General features: G+C 61.2%; 17 protein-coding genes. 10 read left to right on the top strand and 7 right to left on the bottom strand.

Features of this window, described 5'->3' with window-relative positions; translation table 11 throughout:
- Window positions 1-17: 17 nt before the first annotated feature.
- Both secF and NCT05_RS02905 read left to right on the top strand, forming a co-directional pair.
- Window positions 18-968, top strand: coding sequence for a protein translocase subunit SecF (gene secF / locus NCT05_RS02910; RefSeq protein ID WP_008351514.1), 951 nt, complete (start codon window positions 18-20; stop codon window positions 966-968).
- 305 nt (window positions 969-1,273) lie between these two features.
- The gene (locus NCT05_RS02905) at window positions 1,274-1,843 is read left to right on the top strand and encodes a hypothetical protein (RefSeq protein ID WP_250501713.1); all 570 of its coding nucleotides are present in this window, start codon (window positions 1,274-1,276) and stop codon (window positions 1,841-1,843) included.
- A gap of 59 nt (window positions 1,844-1,902) precedes the next feature.
- On the opposite strand, the gene NCT05_RS02900 is transcribed toward NCT05_RS02905, so the two are convergent.
- The 4 genes from NCT05_RS02900 to NCT05_RS02885 all read right to left on the bottom strand — a co-directional run bounded on the left by NCT05_RS02900 (window position 1,903) and on the right by NCT05_RS02885 (window position 4,248).
- The gene (locus tag NCT05_RS02900; protein WP_250501712.1) at window positions 1,903-2,202 is read right to left on the bottom strand and encodes a hypothetical protein; all 300 of its coding nucleotides are present in this window, start codon (window positions 2,200-2,202) and stop codon (window positions 1,903-1,905) included.
- A 155-nt stretch (window positions 2,203-2,357) separates the two neighbouring features.
- Complete coding sequence (locus tag NCT05_RS02895; protein WP_008351520.1) at window positions 2,358-2,948, bottom strand: YceI family protein; 591 nt, start codon at window positions 2,946-2,948, stop codon at window positions 2,358-2,360.
- A gap of 59 nt (window positions 2,949-3,007) precedes the next feature.
- Window positions 3,008-3,562, bottom strand: coding sequence for a YceI family protein (locus NCT05_RS02890; protein WP_008351522.1), 555 nt, complete (start codon window positions 3,560-3,562; stop codon window positions 3,008-3,010).
- A 116-nt stretch (window positions 3,563-3,678) separates the two neighbouring features.
- Window positions 3,679-4,248: a cytochrome b gene (locus tag NCT05_RS02885; RefSeq protein ID WP_008351524.1), complete on the bottom strand. Its 570-nt coding sequence runs from the start codon at window positions 4,246-4,248 to the stop codon at window positions 3,679-3,681.
- A gap of 455 nt (window positions 4,249-4,703) precedes the next feature.
- On the opposite strand from NCT05_RS02885, the gene NCT05_RS02880 reads away from it, so the two are divergent.
- The 5 genes from NCT05_RS02880 (at window position 4,704) to NCT05_RS02860 (ending at window position 9,169) form a co-directional block, all read left to right on the top strand.
- On the top strand, window positions 4,704-5,363 hold the full coding sequence (locus NCT05_RS02880; RefSeq protein ID WP_250501711.1) for a paraquat-inducible protein A: 660 nt from the start codon (window positions 4,704-4,706) through the stop codon (window positions 5,361-5,363).
- Complete coding sequence (locus NCT05_RS02875) at window positions 5,360-6,040, top strand: paraquat-inducible protein A (RefSeq protein WP_008351528.1); 681 nt, start codon at window positions 5,360-5,362, stop codon at window positions 6,038-6,040. The genes NCT05_RS02880 and NCT05_RS02875 overlap by 4 nt, the downstream gene beginning before the upstream one ends.
- Window positions 6,033-7,712, top strand: coding sequence for a PqiB family protein (locus tag NCT05_RS02870; protein ID WP_008351531.1), 1,680 nt, complete (start codon window positions 6,033-6,035; stop codon window positions 7,710-7,712). Before NCT05_RS02875 ends, NCT05_RS02870 begins: the two co-directional genes overlap by 8 nt.
- Entirely contained in the window at window positions 7,709-8,413 is a 705-nt protein-coding gene (locus tag NCT05_RS02865; protein WP_008351532.1) for a PqiC family protein, read from the top strand. The genes NCT05_RS02870 and NCT05_RS02865 overlap by 4 nt, the downstream gene beginning before the upstream one ends.
- Before the next feature lie 144 nt (window positions 8,414-8,557).
- Complete coding sequence (locus tag NCT05_RS02860; protein ID WP_250501710.1) at window positions 8,558-9,169, top strand: glutathione S-transferase C-terminal domain-containing protein; 612 nt, start codon at window positions 8,558-8,560, stop codon at window positions 9,167-9,169.
- A gap of 292 nt (window positions 9,170-9,461) precedes the next feature.
- On the opposite strand, the gene NCT05_RS02855 is transcribed toward NCT05_RS02860, so the two are convergent.
- The 3 genes from NCT05_RS02855 to NCT05_RS02845 form a co-directional block, all read right to left on the bottom strand.
- A complete protein-coding gene (locus NCT05_RS02855; protein ID WP_034470623.1) occupies window positions 9,462-10,019 on the bottom strand; it encodes a TetR/AcrR family transcriptional regulator in 558 nt (185 codons plus the stop codon).
- Window positions 10,020-10,177: 158 nt separating this feature from the next.
- Window positions 10,178-11,308 carry a tRNA 2-thiouridine(34) synthase MnmA gene (gene mnmA / locus NCT05_RS02850; RefSeq protein WP_250501709.1) on the bottom strand — a complete coding sequence of 377 codons (1,131 nt, stop codon included), beginning with the start codon at window positions 11,306-11,308 and terminating at the stop codon, window positions 10,178-10,180.
- A gap of 7 nt (window positions 11,309-11,315) precedes the next feature.
- The gene (locus NCT05_RS02845) at window positions 11,316-11,798 is read right to left on the bottom strand and encodes an NUDIX hydrolase (RefSeq protein ID WP_175979798.1); all 483 of its coding nucleotides are present in this window, start codon (window positions 11,796-11,798) and stop codon (window positions 11,316-11,318) included.
- A gap of 223 nt (window positions 11,799-12,021) precedes the next feature.
- On the opposite strand from NCT05_RS02845, the gene NCT05_RS02840 reads away from it, so the two are divergent.
- From NCT05_RS02840 to NCT05_RS02830, 3 genes are read left to right on the top strand one after another with little or no spacing between them, the layout of a single operon-like run.
- The gene (locus NCT05_RS02840; protein ID WP_034470619.1) at window positions 12,022-13,167 is read left to right on the top strand and encodes a Re/Si-specific NAD(P)(+) transhydrogenase subunit alpha; all 1,146 of its coding nucleotides are present in this window, start codon (window positions 12,022-12,024) and stop codon (window positions 13,165-13,167) included.
- 12 nt (window positions 13,168-13,179) lie between these two features.
- Window positions 13,180-13,500 carry an NAD(P) transhydrogenase subunit alpha part 2 gene (locus tag NCT05_RS02835; RefSeq protein WP_008351539.1) on the top strand — a complete coding sequence of 107 codons (321 nt, stop codon included), beginning with the start codon at window positions 13,180-13,182 and terminating at the stop codon, window positions 13,498-13,500.
- On the top strand, window positions 13,501-14,943 hold the full coding sequence (locus tag NCT05_RS02830) for an NAD(P)(+) transhydrogenase (Re/Si-specific) subunit beta (RefSeq protein WP_008351540.1): 1,443 nt from the start codon (window positions 13,501-13,503) through the stop codon (window positions 14,941-14,943).
- Window positions 14,944-15,081 lie beyond the last annotated feature (138 nt).

Genomic DNA, 15,081 nt, shown 5'->3' with positions numbered 1-15,081 from the left:
GTCCGGAGCAATAGACAATGGAATTCTTCCGCATTCGCCGCGATTTGCCGTTCATGGAGCGCGCGTTGATTTTCAACGTGATTTCGCTCGTGACGTTCCTCGTGGCCGTATTTTTCCTCGTGCATCGCGGGCTGCATCTGTCGGTGGAATTCACCGGCGGCACGGTCGTCGAGGTGCAGTATCCGCAAGCCGCGCAACTCGAACCGGTGCGCGCGTCGATGTCGAAGCTCGGCTATCCCGACGCGCAGGTGCAGAACTTCGGCACGTCGCAGGACGTGTTGATCCGTCTGCCGCTCAAGCAGGGTTTGACGTCCGCGCAGCAGAGCGATCAGGTGATGACCGCGCTCAAGGCCGACAACGCTGCCGTGAAGCTGCAGCGCGTCGAGTTCGTCGGTCCGCAAGTCGGCAAGGAACTCGTGACGAACGGCCTGCTCGCGCTCGCGTGCGTGGTTATCGGCATCGTGATTTACCTGTCGTTCCGCTTCGAGTGGAAGTACGCGGTCGCGGGCATCATCGCGAACCTGCACGACGTGGTCATCATTCTCGGCTTCTTCGCCTATTTCCAGTGGGAGTTCTCGCTGTCCGTTCTGGCGGCGATTCTCGCGGTGCTCGGCTATTCGGTGAACGAGTCGGTGGTTATCTTCGACCGGATCCGCGAAACGTTCCGCAAGCAACGCAAGATGAGCGTGAAGGAAGTGATCGACCACGCGATCACGAGCACGATGTCGCGAACCATCATCACCCACGGCTGTACGGAAATGATGGTGCTGTCGATGTTCTTCTTCGGCGGCCCGACGCTGCATTACTTCGCGCTGGCGCTGACCGTCGGTATTCTGTTCGGCATTTACTCGTCGGTGTTCGTCGCGGCGGCGCTCGCGATGTGGTTCGGCGTGAAGCGCGAGGATCTCGTGAAGGACAAGAAAGACAAGTACGATCCGAACGATCCGAATGCGGGTGCGCAGGTTTGAGCGTTGCGGCGCACTGAAAGCTGAAACCAAAACGGGCCAGTCATCGTGACTGGCCCGTTTGCTTTTCCGGCTCCTGAATTTCATCAAATTTCGACGCAAGAACAAAAGACAACCTCGACTTCGACTAGGCTCGAATCCGCACGCAATGCGCTGCCGAGCAAATCAGTCCGTTCCAACCGTACGTTATGTCGTCCTCACAGAAAAACAAAATCGGGATTTTCATCCCGACTTACAATCGCCCGGAATTGCTACGGAGTTGTGTCCTGCAACTGCTCGCCCAAACGCGACGCCCGGATATCATTTGCGTGCATCAGAACGGAGCCGGAGACAACTACGCATGGTGCGTCATGGATCTCGGCGCGCCCGTAGTATGGATGTACACGCCCCAGAGCATTCCCCAAAACGACTGGTATCGGATTCCGTTGAATCATCTCATCCAGGAGGACTGCACTCATTTTTTCTGGATGGATCACGACGACATCTATCTCACCAATCACATCGAAACCTGCGTCACCGAACTCGATAGCGGCTACGACTTCAGGATCTCAAAACATTGCGGCATCCTTATTTCCCGTTCGGAGAAATACGAGTACCTACCGCATGCTTTATTCAAGGACATTCACGCCACGGGCGGAATGAGCGCTTCGATGGCGTTCACCTTGCCGTTCGCGACGGCGCTGTCCGCCGACCTGAGCAATCCCGAGTTCAACCACGTCTTTTCGGACGAAGTTCTAGCGCGCCATACCATGCCGCGTTTCCGCTGCCTGCAGTCGACAGAGAGAACAACCATTTACTTTTCTCATGCGATGTCGCTGTCGTCCGCACATTGGGTTCGTGAGGAAACGTCTTTCCCCGAGTATCGAAGCGATGCGTGAAATACGTCGAGCCGATAAGAACGACCGGGCCTGTCTTCGCGGACAGGCCCGTTTTCATTTCAGGCGATGAAGCGCTCAGGAGCCTCCGCCCATCGCGCCGCCTCGCGCAATCGATCTTCGCAAAATGAAATGCACAGTTGCGACACCGCGGCGGAAAAGCCGCAGTCAGTCAACGTATCCCTGATATGTTCCGCGCTTACCGTCTCCCGCATGCGGGCATACAGGATCTGCGCCGTCGCGACGTTCTGGGTGCCAACATAGTTGCCATATAGCGCGATCATGGCCCGCCCCGAAATCGTGCTCGGATGCGCGATCTGAAGCAGTTCGATCAATTCCACCTCGCTGATATAGCGGTGCATATTGTGTGGCGAGTGAAAACCGAATGTCGGTCCGCTCGGCTGGGTGTTTTCGTATGAGAATCGATCGGCGACGTTGCCAAACCCAAAACTCGATCCACAAAAAAGGCTTCGCGCATGACACGCGAAGCCTTCTCTAAGCAGCAATGGAGCGCGAGTTACTGCTTCACGCCCTCAGCCTGAATATGCAGCACCGTCGTCAGGCTGAAACCATACGACTTGCCGTAATCCATCCCGAAGTCGCCGCGATCGAAGGTCGCCGTCGCTTCGACGCCGCACACTTCCTTCTTCATCATCGGGTTCATGAAGCACTTGAAGCTCTCGATCTTCAGGTTCATCGGCTTCGTCACGCCGTGCATCGTCAACGTGCCGATCACTTCGGAAGGCTTGTCGCCGTCGAATTTGATCGACGTGCCCTTGTACTCGGCTGTCGGATACTTCGCGACGTCGAAGAACTCGGCCTTTTGCAGATGCTCGTCCAGCTTCGCATTGCCGGTGTTGACCGAAGCGATGTCGATCGTCACGTTCACCGTGCCGGTCTTCGCCGCGCGGTCGAGCGTGACTTCACCGCTGCTCTTGTTGAACTTGCCGCGCCACGTCGACACGCCACCGAAGTGGTCCGCCTCGAAGCTCGGATAAGTGTGGTTCGGGTCGAGCTTGTACGTGTCGGCGGCGAATGCGCTCACCGAGGCGCCGAACGACAGTCCCAATGCGAGCGCGCTCGCGGCAATGATCGAAAGCTTTTTCAAGTTCTTCTCCTGACTAACCAGATACGCTGACTATGCGTCGTGTGTGACAAAAACGCCGCTCACTTCTTCGCGGCAACGATGTGAAACTTGATGACGACGTCGTCCGCGACGATCGACGTATCTTTCCATTCGCCCGTTCCGACATCGAACTGGGTGCGCTTGATCGGCAGCGCGCCGTCGAAGGTTTCCGTCGCGCCCTGCTGCGTGACCGTCACCGGCACCGTGACCGTCTGCGACTTGCCCTTGATCGTGATCTTGCCGGTCACGTTGTACTTGTTGCCGCCCGCCGGGGCGATCGCGCTGGAGACGAACGTCGCGCTCGGATACTTGCCCGCGTCGAACCATTCCGCGCCGCGCACCTGCTTGTTGTAATCGTCGTCGCCGAGGTCGTAGCTGCCGGTGTCGATCGTGATGTTCGCCGAGCCCGCCGTCGGCTTCGCCGGATCGAACGCAATCTGCGCGCTGAACTTGTTGAACTTGCCGTCGGTGGGCACGTTCATCTGCTTCGACGTGGCTGTCACCGTGCTCTTGCTCATGTCTACCTGCGCATGCGCGCCCGCGATCATCGCGAACGAAGCAGCGGCTGCCATCCAACGGTTGAGTTTCACTTTCATGTGTGCCCTATTCAAACGGTTCGAATGAACAAACCGGTATTGGAAATCATAAGTACGCGATCACAATCAGCCGCCGGGAAACGCCTTGCCAACGGCGAGGAAACAATGACACGCGTTCATCTGAGAAACGGCAGCATGCGGCCGAGCAGGCCGTCGCGATCGACGAAATGATGCTTCAGCGCAGCCAGAACGTGCATCACGACGAAGAACAGCAACGTGTAGTTCAACGCGATGTGCACGATGCGCAGCGTCGCCTTCAGCGCCTTGTCCGGTCCGATGATCGTCGGCAGCGGCAGCACGCCGAGATACACGACCTGAATGCCGGCCGCCGAGCTGTACAGATAACCCGACACGGGAATGACGAGCATCAGCGCGTAAAGCAGAATATGCGTGAGATGCGCCGCGCCCTGTTGCCAGCGCGGCATGCCATCGGGCATCGACGGCGCCTGGTGCGTGGCGCGCCAGACGACGCGCAGCAGCGCGAGCGCGAACACCGTTACGCCGATCCACTTGTGCCACGAGAAGTATTTGAGCTTCGTCGGCGTGAAGCCCGGAATGTCCGTCATGATCCAGCCGAGCCAGAAGCCGCCCACGATCAACAACGCGATCAGCCAGTGCAGGCCGATCGCCGTGGCGCTGTATCGTTGCGCCGGCGCGCTCGCCGTGATGCCAGCGGTGCTTTCCATATTGCTCTCACCCAAGTGTTCGATGTCGCACGGCCTGCCGCCGCCTGACGACAAGTGTTCAAGGCCGCCATGCTACCTCAACGATAACGAATTGCCAGCGCGCGCAAAAAGGCCCGCGCCGAACCGGCAAACCCAGTCCCGACGCGGCTTTGCGGGCTTTCGAGCCGGCTCGGCGAGCCTCGTGTGCCGCCCATGCAACGAACTATTCCATGCGTGCAACGGTCGATGAAGGCGCGAACCGCGACCGATTCCGGCATCGATGTATTAACGGGCGGCCAGGCAGTTTAATTCCGCTTGTAAAGAAGCGTTCTGTCCAAATTCGCCCGCCCCGCGCCATTTGATACCATGCTGCTACCAATCTCGCTGGCCCGCCGTTTGCTATGCCCGGTCGGAGCCGGTCTCGCGGCGCCCGACCAATACGCTCGACAAGCCTCGGGCCTCGACCATGAACGCGAATGAACGCGAACGAATCCGATGACCTGATCGCGTGTCACGAATGCGACGCGCTCTTCCATAAACGTGCATTGCCTCGACGCACCTCGGCGAAATGCCCTCGCTGCGGATCGCTGCTCTATCGAAGCATCTCGTCGAACCTCGACAAGATCTCGGCGATGACGCTCGCCGCGCTCTTCACGTTCCTGATCGCGCAAGGCTTTCCCATCGTCGAGCTGGAGGCGAACGGCCTCACGTCGGAGACGACGCTCATCGGCGCGATCGTCGCGTTGTGGAACGAGCAGATGGAAATCATGGCGGTGCTCGTCTTCTGCTCGACCATCCTGTTTCCGTTGTGCGAACTCGTTGCCCTGCTCTACGTGCTGCTTCCGCTGCGTTCCGGTTACATGCCGCCTGGCTTCAACGCAATCCTGCGGGGCATTCAGCTCGTGCGTCCGTGGGGCATGATCGAAGTCTTCATGCTCGGCGTGCTCGTCACGCTCGTGAAGATGGTGAGCATCGCGCGCGTGATTCCCGAAGCGGCGCTCTTCGCGTTCGGCGCGCTGACGCTCATGTTCGCCGTCGTCGTGAGCTTCGATCCGCGCGCGTTGTGGGACATCGCGGCAAGGCTCGGTCCGCGCGGATCGAAGCGCGTCACAACCACGGCGAGGCAAAAATCGTGAGCGATTCCATCGATCCGAAAACCGGCGAAGCGGCGCGCGAAACGCAGTTCATCACGGCGTCGCACGCGAATGTCGTGTCGTGTCATGCGTGCGGACTCGTGCAGCCGCTCGCGCACACCGTCGAGAAACAGCGCTGCACGCGCTGCGACGCCGTCGTGCACCGGCGTCATCCGGACAGCATCGCGCGTACGTGGGCACTGCTCATCAGCGCGGCGATTCTCTACATTCCGGCGAACCTCTTTCCGATCATGCATACGTCGTCGATTCTCGGTTCCGAGGACGACACCATCATGAGCGGTGTCGCGCTCTTCTGGAACGACGGCGACTATCCGCTCGCGGCGGTGATTTTCATCGCCAGCATTCTCGTGCCGATGCTCAAGCTCGTCACGCTCGCCTTTCTTACCATCAGCGTGCAGCGGCGCTCCACATGGCAGCCGCGTCAGCGCACGACGCTCTTTCGCATCGTCGAGGGCATCGGGCGCTGGTCGATGCTCGACGTCTTCGTCATCACGCTCACCATCGCGCTCGTGCGCTTCAAGTCGCTCGCCGTCATCACGCCGGGTCCGGGCGCGCTCGCGTTCGCGTCGGTGGTCGTGCTGACGATGATCGCGTCCATGCAATTCGACCCGCGCCTCATGTGGGACAACATCGAACCGTCAGGAAAGAAACATGACTAGTGCCCAAGGTCCGAACGACCCGAAGCAGCCCGCGCCGCCCGCCAGCAACGCCGGCAGCGGTAACGGGGACAAGGGCGGCCTCCCGCCGAACCTCCCCGAACCCGTGATCGAGCCGCGCAGCCGCTGGCTGCCCTCGCTCGTGTGGGTGATTCCGCTCGTCGCGGCGCTGATCGGCGTGATTCTCGTCGTGAAGACGGTGTCGAGCCGCGGACCGACCGTGACGATCAGCTTCGTTTCCGCGGAAGGCCTCGAGCCCGGCAAGACGAAAGTGAAGTTCAAGGACGTGGATATCGGCACGGTGAAGACGATCACGCTGTCGAAGGATCACGCGCGCGTGCTCGTCGACGTGCAGCTCACCAAGGAAGCCACCGATTTCGCCGTCAAGGACACGCGCTTCTGGATCGTGCGTCCGCGCGTTGCGGCAAGCGGCGTGACCGGCCTGTCGACGCTTTTGTCCGGCGCGTATATCGGCGTCGATGCGGGCAAGTCGACCGACGATGAGACTTATTTCGTCGGGCTCGAAACGCCACCCGCCGTCACCGGCGATCAGAAAGGCCATACCTTCACGCTGCACGGCGAATCGCTCGGCTCGCTCGATATCGGCTCGCCCGTCTATTACCGGCGCGTGCAGGTCGGCCAGGTCGTCGCGTTCTCGCTCGACAAGGACGGCACCGGCGTCACGCTGCAGGTATTCGTCACCGCGCCTTACGATCAGTACGTCGGCACCAACTCGCGCTGGTGGCATGCGAGCGGCGTCGATCTGCGGCTCGATTCGAGCGGCTTCACGCTCAACACGCAATCGCTCGCGACGGTCGTGCTCGGCGGCATCGCGTTCCAGACGCCGCCGAACCAGCAATCCGGCCCGCAGGCGCAAAACAACGCGACCTTCCGTCTGGCCGGCGATCAGTCCGACGCGATGCGCGATCCGGACGGCGAGGCCGTGCACGTCGTGATGAACTTCAATCAGTCGCTGCGCGGCCTGTCGGTCGGCGCGCCGGTCGATTTCCGCGGCATCGTGCTGGGGCAGGTCACGGGGATCGGCGTGCAATACGATCAGAAGTCTCATTCGTTCATGATGCCGGTCACGATCGACCTCTACCCGGATCGCCTCGGCAAGCGCGCGCGTCAGGCGCTGCCGGAGCAAGGTTCGGTGGCGAGCCAGGACATGCTGCAACTGCTCGTGAAGCGCGGGCTGCGCGGACAGTTGCGCACCGGCAACCTGCTGACGAGCCAGTTGTATGTCGCGCTCGACTTCTTCCCGAAAGCGCCGCCCGCGAAGGTCAGCGTTGGCAACGATCCGATCGAACTGCCGACCGTGCCGAACACGCTCGACGAGCTGCAGCTGCAGATCGCCGACATCGCGCGCAAGATCGACAAGATTCCGTTCGACGAGATCGGCACGAATCTGAACGGCTCGCTCAAGAACGCCAACGCGCTCTTCGACAGGATGGACAAGGAAGTCCTGCCGGAAATGCGCGACACGCTCACGCAGGCCAAGCAGACGTTCGGTCAGGCGCAATCGACGTTGCAGTCGGATTCGCCGCTTCAGTCGGACGTGCATCAGGCGCTGCAGGAACTCACGCGCACGCTGCAATCGCTCAACTCGCTCGCGGATTATCTGGAGCGCCATCCGGAATCGCTCTTGCGCGGAAAATCGGGAGATAAACCATGAAGTTCGGCTCGTTGATGTTGACTCTGAGCGCAGCGGCGATGCTCGCTGCCTGCGCCTCGCCGACGAGCCGTTTCTACACGCTCGGCGGCGGCGACGCGCGGCCCGTGCCGTCGACGCAGGCTTCGTTCTATTTCGAGCTTGCGCCCGTCGACATGCCGCAGCAGGTCGCGAAGAATCAGTTGGTGGTGCAGACGAGTCCCGCGCAGGTGCGCGTGCTCGAAGAGGAGCGCTGGGCATCGCTGCCGGGCGACGAAGTGCGGCGCGCACTCTCCGCCGATCTCACGCAGCAGCTCGGTGCGATCGACGTCTACGGCACGCCGCATCCGGAATCGGTGCCGGTATATCGCGTGAAGGTGAACGTGCAGCGCTTCGAATCGTGGCCGGGCGCGCAAGCGGTGATCGACGCCGTGTGGAGCGTGCGCGCCGCCGGATCCGATACGGTGCTGACATGCCGGACGCTCGCGCAGGAACGCGTCGGCTCCGGTTACGACGCGCTCGTCGACGGCCATCGCAAGGCGGTCGACGAACTGGCCGCCGCGATCTCCGCAGGTGTGCGCAGCCTCGGTTCCTTGCCGCACGCGACGGCGAGCGCGCCTTCGGCATCCGCGAAGGGCAAGAGCGGCGCCAGTTCCAAACCCGCCGCGGCGCCGGTGCTGCCGTGTCCGCCAATGGGCGCAGCAACCACTGCCAGCGCGCAGTGATCCATGACGCCCGGCGCGCGCCGGGTGCGCTTCATGTTGTCGGCAGGCGACATTGTCGGCCGCCGCTATCTCTAATTCGCCGATGGTTCGCGCGCGCCGGTTAAGATCGTCGACGCCCGCATTTCGAATCAACGTGAAAATTAGATGATGAAACTGATCGGTTCGCACCCCAGCCCATTCGTCCGCAAGGTGCGGATCGTCATGGCGGAAAAGAAGATCGACTGCGAACTGGTGCTCGAAGACGTCTGGGCATCCGATTCGAAGATCCACGACTACAACCCGCTCGGTAAAGTGCCGTGCCTCATTCTCGACGACGGCGAAGCGGTATTCGATTCGCGCGTCATCTGCGAGTTCGTGGACACGCTCACGCCGGTCGGCAAGCTGCTGCCGCAGGAGCGGCGCGAGCGCACCGAAGTGCGCTGCTGGGAAGCGCTCGCCGACGGCATGCTCGACGCCGCCGTGCTGATCCGTCTCGAAGGCGTGTTGCGCGAAGAGGAACATCGCAGCGACAAATGGATCGCGCGGCAACGTCACAAGATCGAAGACGGCTTGCGCGCGATGGCGCGCGGCATCGGCTCGAAGCAATGGTGCTCGGCGAATCGCTTCACGCTTTCGGATATCGCCTGCGGCTGCGCACTGGGCTATCTCGATTTCCGTATGCCCGATCTGAACTGGCGCGACGCACATCCGAATCTCGACAAGTATTACGCGCGTATTTCGCAGCGTCAGTCGTTCGTGGATACCGCGCCGGTCTGATTCCTTTCTTGGACCAAGCTCCCGCGCGCGGCGGGAGCTTCCGGCGCACTCGGAAGCGCAAAGTGGGATCGAAGATTATCTACTGCTAGATAGATCACCGGCGAAGGGCGCGATCGACCGATTCTCTCCCAAACCCCTTTTCTTCCAGAAACCATCGGTCCGCGTGCGGCGACATGGTTCGAACGACGAATCGGGTCAGAGAAATGCTCTATTCCGCCAAAATCTATCTACTCAACGGTAGATAATCAACGCCCAGTTCAGGGGTTTTTCACAAGGTTATCCACAGGCTTATCTACCGCCGAAATGCGTCTGCGACCTCTTCAAGCCGCGACCGCGTCTGAAACAGGCGGCATGCAAGCAAACTCCCCTGAAACGCCGCATACAAGGTGCGTGCCGCCGCTTCAGGCTTTCCGCCAGCGTCGAGCGTGTCTTGCGCTTCGCCTTCGGCCAGAACTTTCGCCAGCCAGGTTTCATTCGCCTTGTAGAACGATTGCACCGCGTGCCGTACTTTCTCCGGCAGCGACTCGATATCCGACGCAAGCATGCCGCACAGACAGATCTGATTGCCGTCGCCGATGATCCTTCCAAATAGCTTCGTATAGCGGTCGAGTTTCTTGTCGGCCGGGGCGGAGCTGTCGATCGCGTAGATCGTCGACATCACGTCGGCGCTATACGCATTCACCGCTTCGAGCGCGAGATCTTCCTTGGTCGGGAAATAATAGTGAATGCTCGACGTTTTCACGCCGACCAGTTCGGACAAATCGCGAAAACTGAAGCCGTTATAGCCGCGTGTCATCAACAGCGTCTGAGCGTGATCCAGTAAAGCGTCGCGTACCGTGTTCTTGTCCATTTCGCGTATCTCTGCAATTGTCCCTGCATTCGGTGTGCGTTAATTATCTACTACTAGATAGACGATCAAGCGACTGTTTCAAAAAAATTTTTATCGGATCGATAGAAAAAAGCCCCGACCGAAGTCGGAGCTGATCGCTCGTTTGCCGCCGGAGATGCTCAACGCGCCGCAGCGAGCGCCGCAACTTGCGGCGACTCGTGCCCAGCCGCCGCGTGTTCGATGATTCCGCCACCCAGACACACGTCTTCCTGATACAGCACGGCGGATTGTCCCGGCGTCACGGCCCACTGTGCGTCGTCGAAATGAAGCGCGAAACGGCCATCGTCCGCGTTGGCGAAGCGGCACGCCGCATCCTGCTGCCGATAGCGCGTCTTCGCGCCGCACGCCGCGCCCTCTTTCGGCGCGAAACCCGCGACCCAGCTCGTGTTTCCGGCCACGAGCGTCGGCGACAGCAGCCACGGATGATCGTGCCCCTGCACGACATAGAGCGTGTTCGACGCCATGTCCTTGCCCGCGACGAACCACGGTTCGCCGCTGCCGTCTTTCGCGCCGCCGATGCCGATGCCCTTTCTCTGCCCGAATGTGTAGAACGCAAGCCCGATATGCTCGCCGACGATCTTGCCTTCGGCCGTCTTCATGGGGCCGGGCTTTGTCGGCAGATAGCGGTTCAGGAATTCGCGGAACGGCCGCTCACCGATGAAGCAGATGCCGGTCGAATCCTTCTTTTTGGCGTTCGGCAGGCCGATTTGCGCGGCGATCTCGCGCACTTTCGTCTTCGGGATTTCGCCGAGCGGAAAGAGCGTCTTCGACAGTTGCGCCTGATTCAATCGATGCAGAAAGTACGACTGATCCTTCGTCGAATCCGTTGCCTTGAGCAACTGGAAAAGTCCATCGCGCTCGCGCACGCGCGCGTAATGTCCCGTCGCGATGGTTTCCGCGCCGAGCGACATCGCGTGATCGAGGAACGCCTTGAACTTGATTTCGGCGTTGCAAAGCACGTCCGGATTGGGCGTGCGGCCGGCCGAATATTCGCGCAGAAACTCGGCGAACACGCGGTCCTTGTATTCGGCGGCGAAGTTGACCGCTTCGACGTCGATGCCGATCAAATCCGCGACGGAAACGACGTCGATCCAGTCCTGACGGGTCGAACAGTATTCGCCGTCGTCGTCGTCTTCCCAGTTCTTCATGAAAAGGCCGACGACGTCGTAGCCCTGTTCCTTCAGAAGCCATGCCGTTACGGACGAATCCACGCCGCCCGACATGCCCACCACTACTCGTTTCTTGCTCATAGGGATATCACGCCCGCACCACCGGCGCGACCGAATGCGTATGGATGAAATCGAGCGGGACGCGCCGCCCGGATAAATAATCGTCGACACACTTCATCACGAGCGGCGTCCGATGCCGGTCGACCGATGCGCGCAATTCGTCCGCGCTGAGCCACATCGCGCGCACGATGCCTTCGTCGAGCGCGCGGCCTGCTTCTTCGCCGAGCGACTTGCCGCAAAACGTGAAACGCAAATACGTGACGTCGCGCCCCGGCCGCGCGAAGTGCGTCATATACGCGCCGACGATTGCCTCCGGCTCGAAGCGATGCGCCGTTTCTTCGAGCGCCTCGCGGACCACGGCATCGACGAGCGTTTCGCCCGCTTCGAGATGACCGGCCGGTTGGTTGATTCGCAGCCCTGCCGACGTGTGCTCCTCGATGACGAGGAAACGACCATCCTTTTCGATGATGGCAGCCACCGTAACGTGGGGGGCCCAAGTGTCTGATTTCATGGTGAGATATTTTACCGTCCTCGCACAGATCTCGCGCACGCGGACTAAGGGAAAGCGCTGACTGTGGCAAAACGGAACGGGTGCCGGATCGGATTCTTGCGCGTGCAATCTTCGGTTACAGTTGAGATAGCCGTCAGTTCCAGCATTTGAAATAAAACTCAGCCTTAAGCCTTCCTAAGCCTTGCCCGGGCGAAAAAGGCAACAAAGACAGGAGGATTACAAGATGCACATTGGAGTGCCTGCTGAAACGCGGGCGAACGAGGCGCGCGTCGCCGCCACGCCCGAAACGGTCAAAAAGCTCGTCACGCAAGGACATCGTGTTTCTGTCCAGAGCGGCGCGGGCTTGCCGGCAAGCTATATCGACGATGCGTTCGCGCAAGCAGGCGCGGATCTCGTCGATGCCGCCACGGCCTTTTCCGCCGAGATCGTCCTCAAGGTGCAATCGCCGAGCGAAAGCGAACTGGCGATGCTCAAGCCGGGCGCCGTGCTCATCGGCATGCTCGATCCTTTCAATACAGAGAACACCGCGCGGCTCGCGTCGGCGGGCGTCACTGCGTTCGCGCTCGAAGCCGCGCCACGCACGACGCGCGCGCAGAGTCTCGACGTGCTGTCTTCGCAGGCGAACATCGCCGGATACAAGGCCGTGCTGATGGCCTGCCAGTATTACCAGCGCTTCATGCCGATGCTGATGACCGCCGCCGGCACCGTGAAAGCGGCGCGCGTGCTCGTGCTCGGCGCAGGCGTCGCGGGCTTGCAGGCAATCGCGACGGCCAAGCGTCTGGGCGCGGTCGTCGAAGCATCCGATGTGCGTCCGGCGGTGAAGGAGCAGATCGAATCGCTCGGCGCGAAGTTCGTCGACGTGCCGTTTGAAACCGATGAGGAACGGGAAGCGGCGGAAGGCGTGGGCGGCTACGCGCGCCCGATGCCGCCGAGCTGGCTCGCGCGGCAATCGGCGCAGGTGCACGAACGTGCGAAGGCGGCGGACATTGTCATCTCGACGGCGCTGATTCCCGGCCGCCCCGCGCCGACGCTGATTTCTGTCGAAACGGTGAAGCACATGAAGCCGGGCTCCGTGATCGTCGATCTCGCCGCCGGACGCGGTCCCGAGTTCGAGGGCAGGAAAGGCGGCAACTGTCCGCTCACCGAAGTCGACACGGTGGTGATGAAGCACGGCGTGCATATCGTCGGCCACACGAATCTCGCTTCGATGGTCGGCGCCGATGCCTCCGCGCTCTACGCCCGCAATCTTCTCGACTTCCTGAAGCTGATCATCACGAAGGAAGGCACGCTCAACATCGATCTCGCGGACGATATCGTCGCGGCCACGCTCCAGTGCCGCGACGGACAACTCGCCCGCGCCACGGCCTGAACGGAGACGCACATGGATGTCATCAATCACACGGTGATCAACCTCATCATCTTCGTGCTGGCCATTTACGTCGGCTACCACGTCGTGTGGAACGTCACGCCAGCGCTGCATACGCCGCTCATGGCCGTGACCAACGCGATTTCGGCGATCGTCATCGTCGGCGCGATGCTGGCTGTCGGCCTGACGGTCGGCGCGGCGGGCAAGTTCTTCGGCACGCTCGCGGTGCTGCTCGCGGCCGTGAACGTGTTCGGCGGCTTTCTCGTCACACGGCGAATGCTCGAGATGTTCAAGAAGAAAGAGCCCAAGAAGATCACGAGCAAGGAGGGCGCGTAAATGAGCCTTAACGTCGTTACTCTCCTGTATCTCATCGCCTCGGTGTGCTTCATTCAGGCGTTGAAGGGCTTGTCGAATCCGAAGACCGCGCGCATCGGCAATACGTTCGGCATGGCGGGCATGGCGATCGCCATTCTCACCACGCTCGCGCTGATCGTGAAGCAGGCCGCGTTTCTCGAAGCGAATCTCGCGCTCGGGCTGTCGCTGCTGTTCGTCGCGCTGATCATCGGCGGCGGCGCGGGCGCGTACATCGCGGCAAAAGTCGAGATGACGAAGATGCCCGAGCTCGTCGCGGCGATGCATTCGCTGATCGGTCTCGCGGCTGTCTGCATCGCCTATGGTGTCGTGGCGGAGCCCGCCGCGTTCGGGCTCGCACCGCTCGGCGAGCCGATTCCGTATGGCAATCGGGTCGAGTTGTTCATCGGCACGTTTGTCGGCGCGATCACGTTCTCGGGCTCGGTCATCGCGTTCGGGAAGCTCTCGGGCAAGTACAAGTTCCGGCTCTTTCAGGGCGCGCCGGTCACGTACTCGGGACAGCATCTGATCAACCTGCTGCTCGCCATCGCGATGATCGGCTTCGGCGTGATCTTCATGCTCACCGAATCGTGGCTGCCGTTCATCATCATGACGATCATCGCGTTCGCGCTGGGCGTGCTCATCATCATTCCGATCGGCGGCGCGGACATGCCCGTGGTCGTGTCGATGCTGAACTCGTACTCGGGCTGGGCGGCGGCGGGCATCGGCTTCTCGCTGAACAATCCGATGCTGATCATCGCGGGTTCGCTCGTCGGCTCGTCGGGTGCGATTCTGTCGTACATCATGTGCAAGGCAATGAACCGCTCGTTCTTCAACGTGATTCTCGGCGGCTTCGGCGGCGAGGCGGGCGGTGCGGCGGCGGGCGGATCGACGGAGCAGCGCCCCGTCAAATCCGGTTCCGCCGATGACGCCGCGTTCATGCTCGGCAACGCGGAAAGCGTGGTGATCGTGCCGGGTTACGGCCTCGCGGTCGCGCGCGCGCAGCACGCGTTGAAGGAGCTGACCGACAAGCTGGTCGAGAAAGGCATCGATGTGCGGTACGCGATTCACCCCGTCGCGGGGCGGATGCCGGGGCACATGAACGTGCTGCTGGCGGAAGCCGAAGTGCCGTACGAGATGGTTCAGGAGATGGAGGACATCAATAGCGAGTTCGGTCAGACGGACGTGGTGCTCGTGCTCGGCGCGAACGACGTCGTCAACCCGGCCGCGAAGACCGATCCGAAATCGCCGATCGCGGGGATGCCGATTCTCGAAGCGTACAAGGCTCGGACGATCATCGTGAACAAACGGTCGATGGCGGCAGGTTACGCCGGCCTCGACAACGAACTGTTCTATATGGACAAGACGATGATGGTGTTCGGGGACGCGAAGAAGGTGGTCGAGGAGATGATGAAGGCGGTGGATTAGGCGCCAAGCCGGTTCGAATCCCCCGAACCGATCGCGCCAGCTTCCGCATTCGAGGAAGCTGGCGCTTTCTTTTTCCGGCAACGAAACCGCACCGCATGCCAGCTGTAACACCCCGCGTACAATACCGCCTTTACACGT

The sequence above is a fragment of the Caballeronia sp. AZ7_KS35 genome (genome assembly GCF_023631045.1).
Lineage (GTDB): Bacteria > Pseudomonadota > Gammaproteobacteria > Burkholderiales > Burkholderiaceae > Caballeronia > Caballeronia zhejiangensis.
Note: the sequence above shows the minus strand (reverse complement) of the source record. Positions and strands in the feature narration are given on the sequence as shown.

Coding starts and splice junctions, on each gene's coding strand:
- secF (WP_008351514.1), top strand. CDS start 18: ATGGAATTCTTCCGCATTCGCCGCGATTTGCCGTTCATGGAGCGCGCG.
- NCT05_RS02900 (WP_250501712.1), bottom strand. CDS start 2,202: ATGCACCGCTATATCAGCGAGGTGGAATTGATCGAACTGCTTCAGATC.
- NCT05_RS02890 (WP_008351522.1), bottom strand. CDS start 3,562: ATGAAAGTGAAACTCAACCGTTGGATGGCAGCCGCTGCTTCGTTCGCG.
- NCT05_RS02885 (WP_008351524.1), bottom strand. CDS start 4,248: ATGGAAAGCACCGCTGGCATCACGGCGAGCGCGCCGGCGCAACGATAC.
- NCT05_RS02880 (WP_250501711.1), top strand. CDS start 4,704: ATGAACGCGAACGAATCCGATGACCTGATCGCGTGTCACGAATGCGAC.
- NCT05_RS02870 (WP_008351531.1), top strand. CDS start 6,033: ATGACTAGTGCCCAAGGTCCGAACGACCCGAAGCAGCCCGCGCCGCCC.
- NCT05_RS02865 (WP_008351532.1), top strand. CDS start 7,709: ATGAAGTTCGGCTCGTTGATGTTGACTCTGAGCGCAGCGGCGATGCTC.
- NCT05_RS02860 (WP_250501710.1), top strand. CDS start 8,558: ATGATGAAACTGATCGGTTCGCACCCCAGCCCATTCGTCCGCAAGGTG.
- NCT05_RS02855 (WP_034470623.1), bottom strand. CDS start 10,019: ATGGACAAGAACACGGTACGCGACGCTTTACTGGATCACGCTCAGACG.
- mnmA (WP_250501709.1), bottom strand. CDS start 11,308: ATGAGCAAGAAACGAGTAGTGGTGGGCATGTCGGGCGGCGTGGATTCG.
- NCT05_RS02845 (WP_175979798.1), bottom strand. CDS start 11,798: ATGAAATCAGACACTTGGGCCCCCCACGTTACGGTGGCTGCCATCATC.
- NCT05_RS02840 (WP_034470619.1), top strand. CDS start 12,022: ATGCACATTGGAGTGCCTGCTGAAACGCGGGCGAACGAGGCGCGCGTC.
- NCT05_RS02835 (WP_008351539.1), top strand. CDS start 13,180: ATGGATGTCATCAATCACACGGTGATCAACCTCATCATCTTCGTGCTG.
- NCT05_RS02830 (WP_008351540.1), top strand. CDS start 13,501: ATGAGCCTTAACGTCGTTACTCTCCTGTATCTCATCGCCTCGGTGTGC.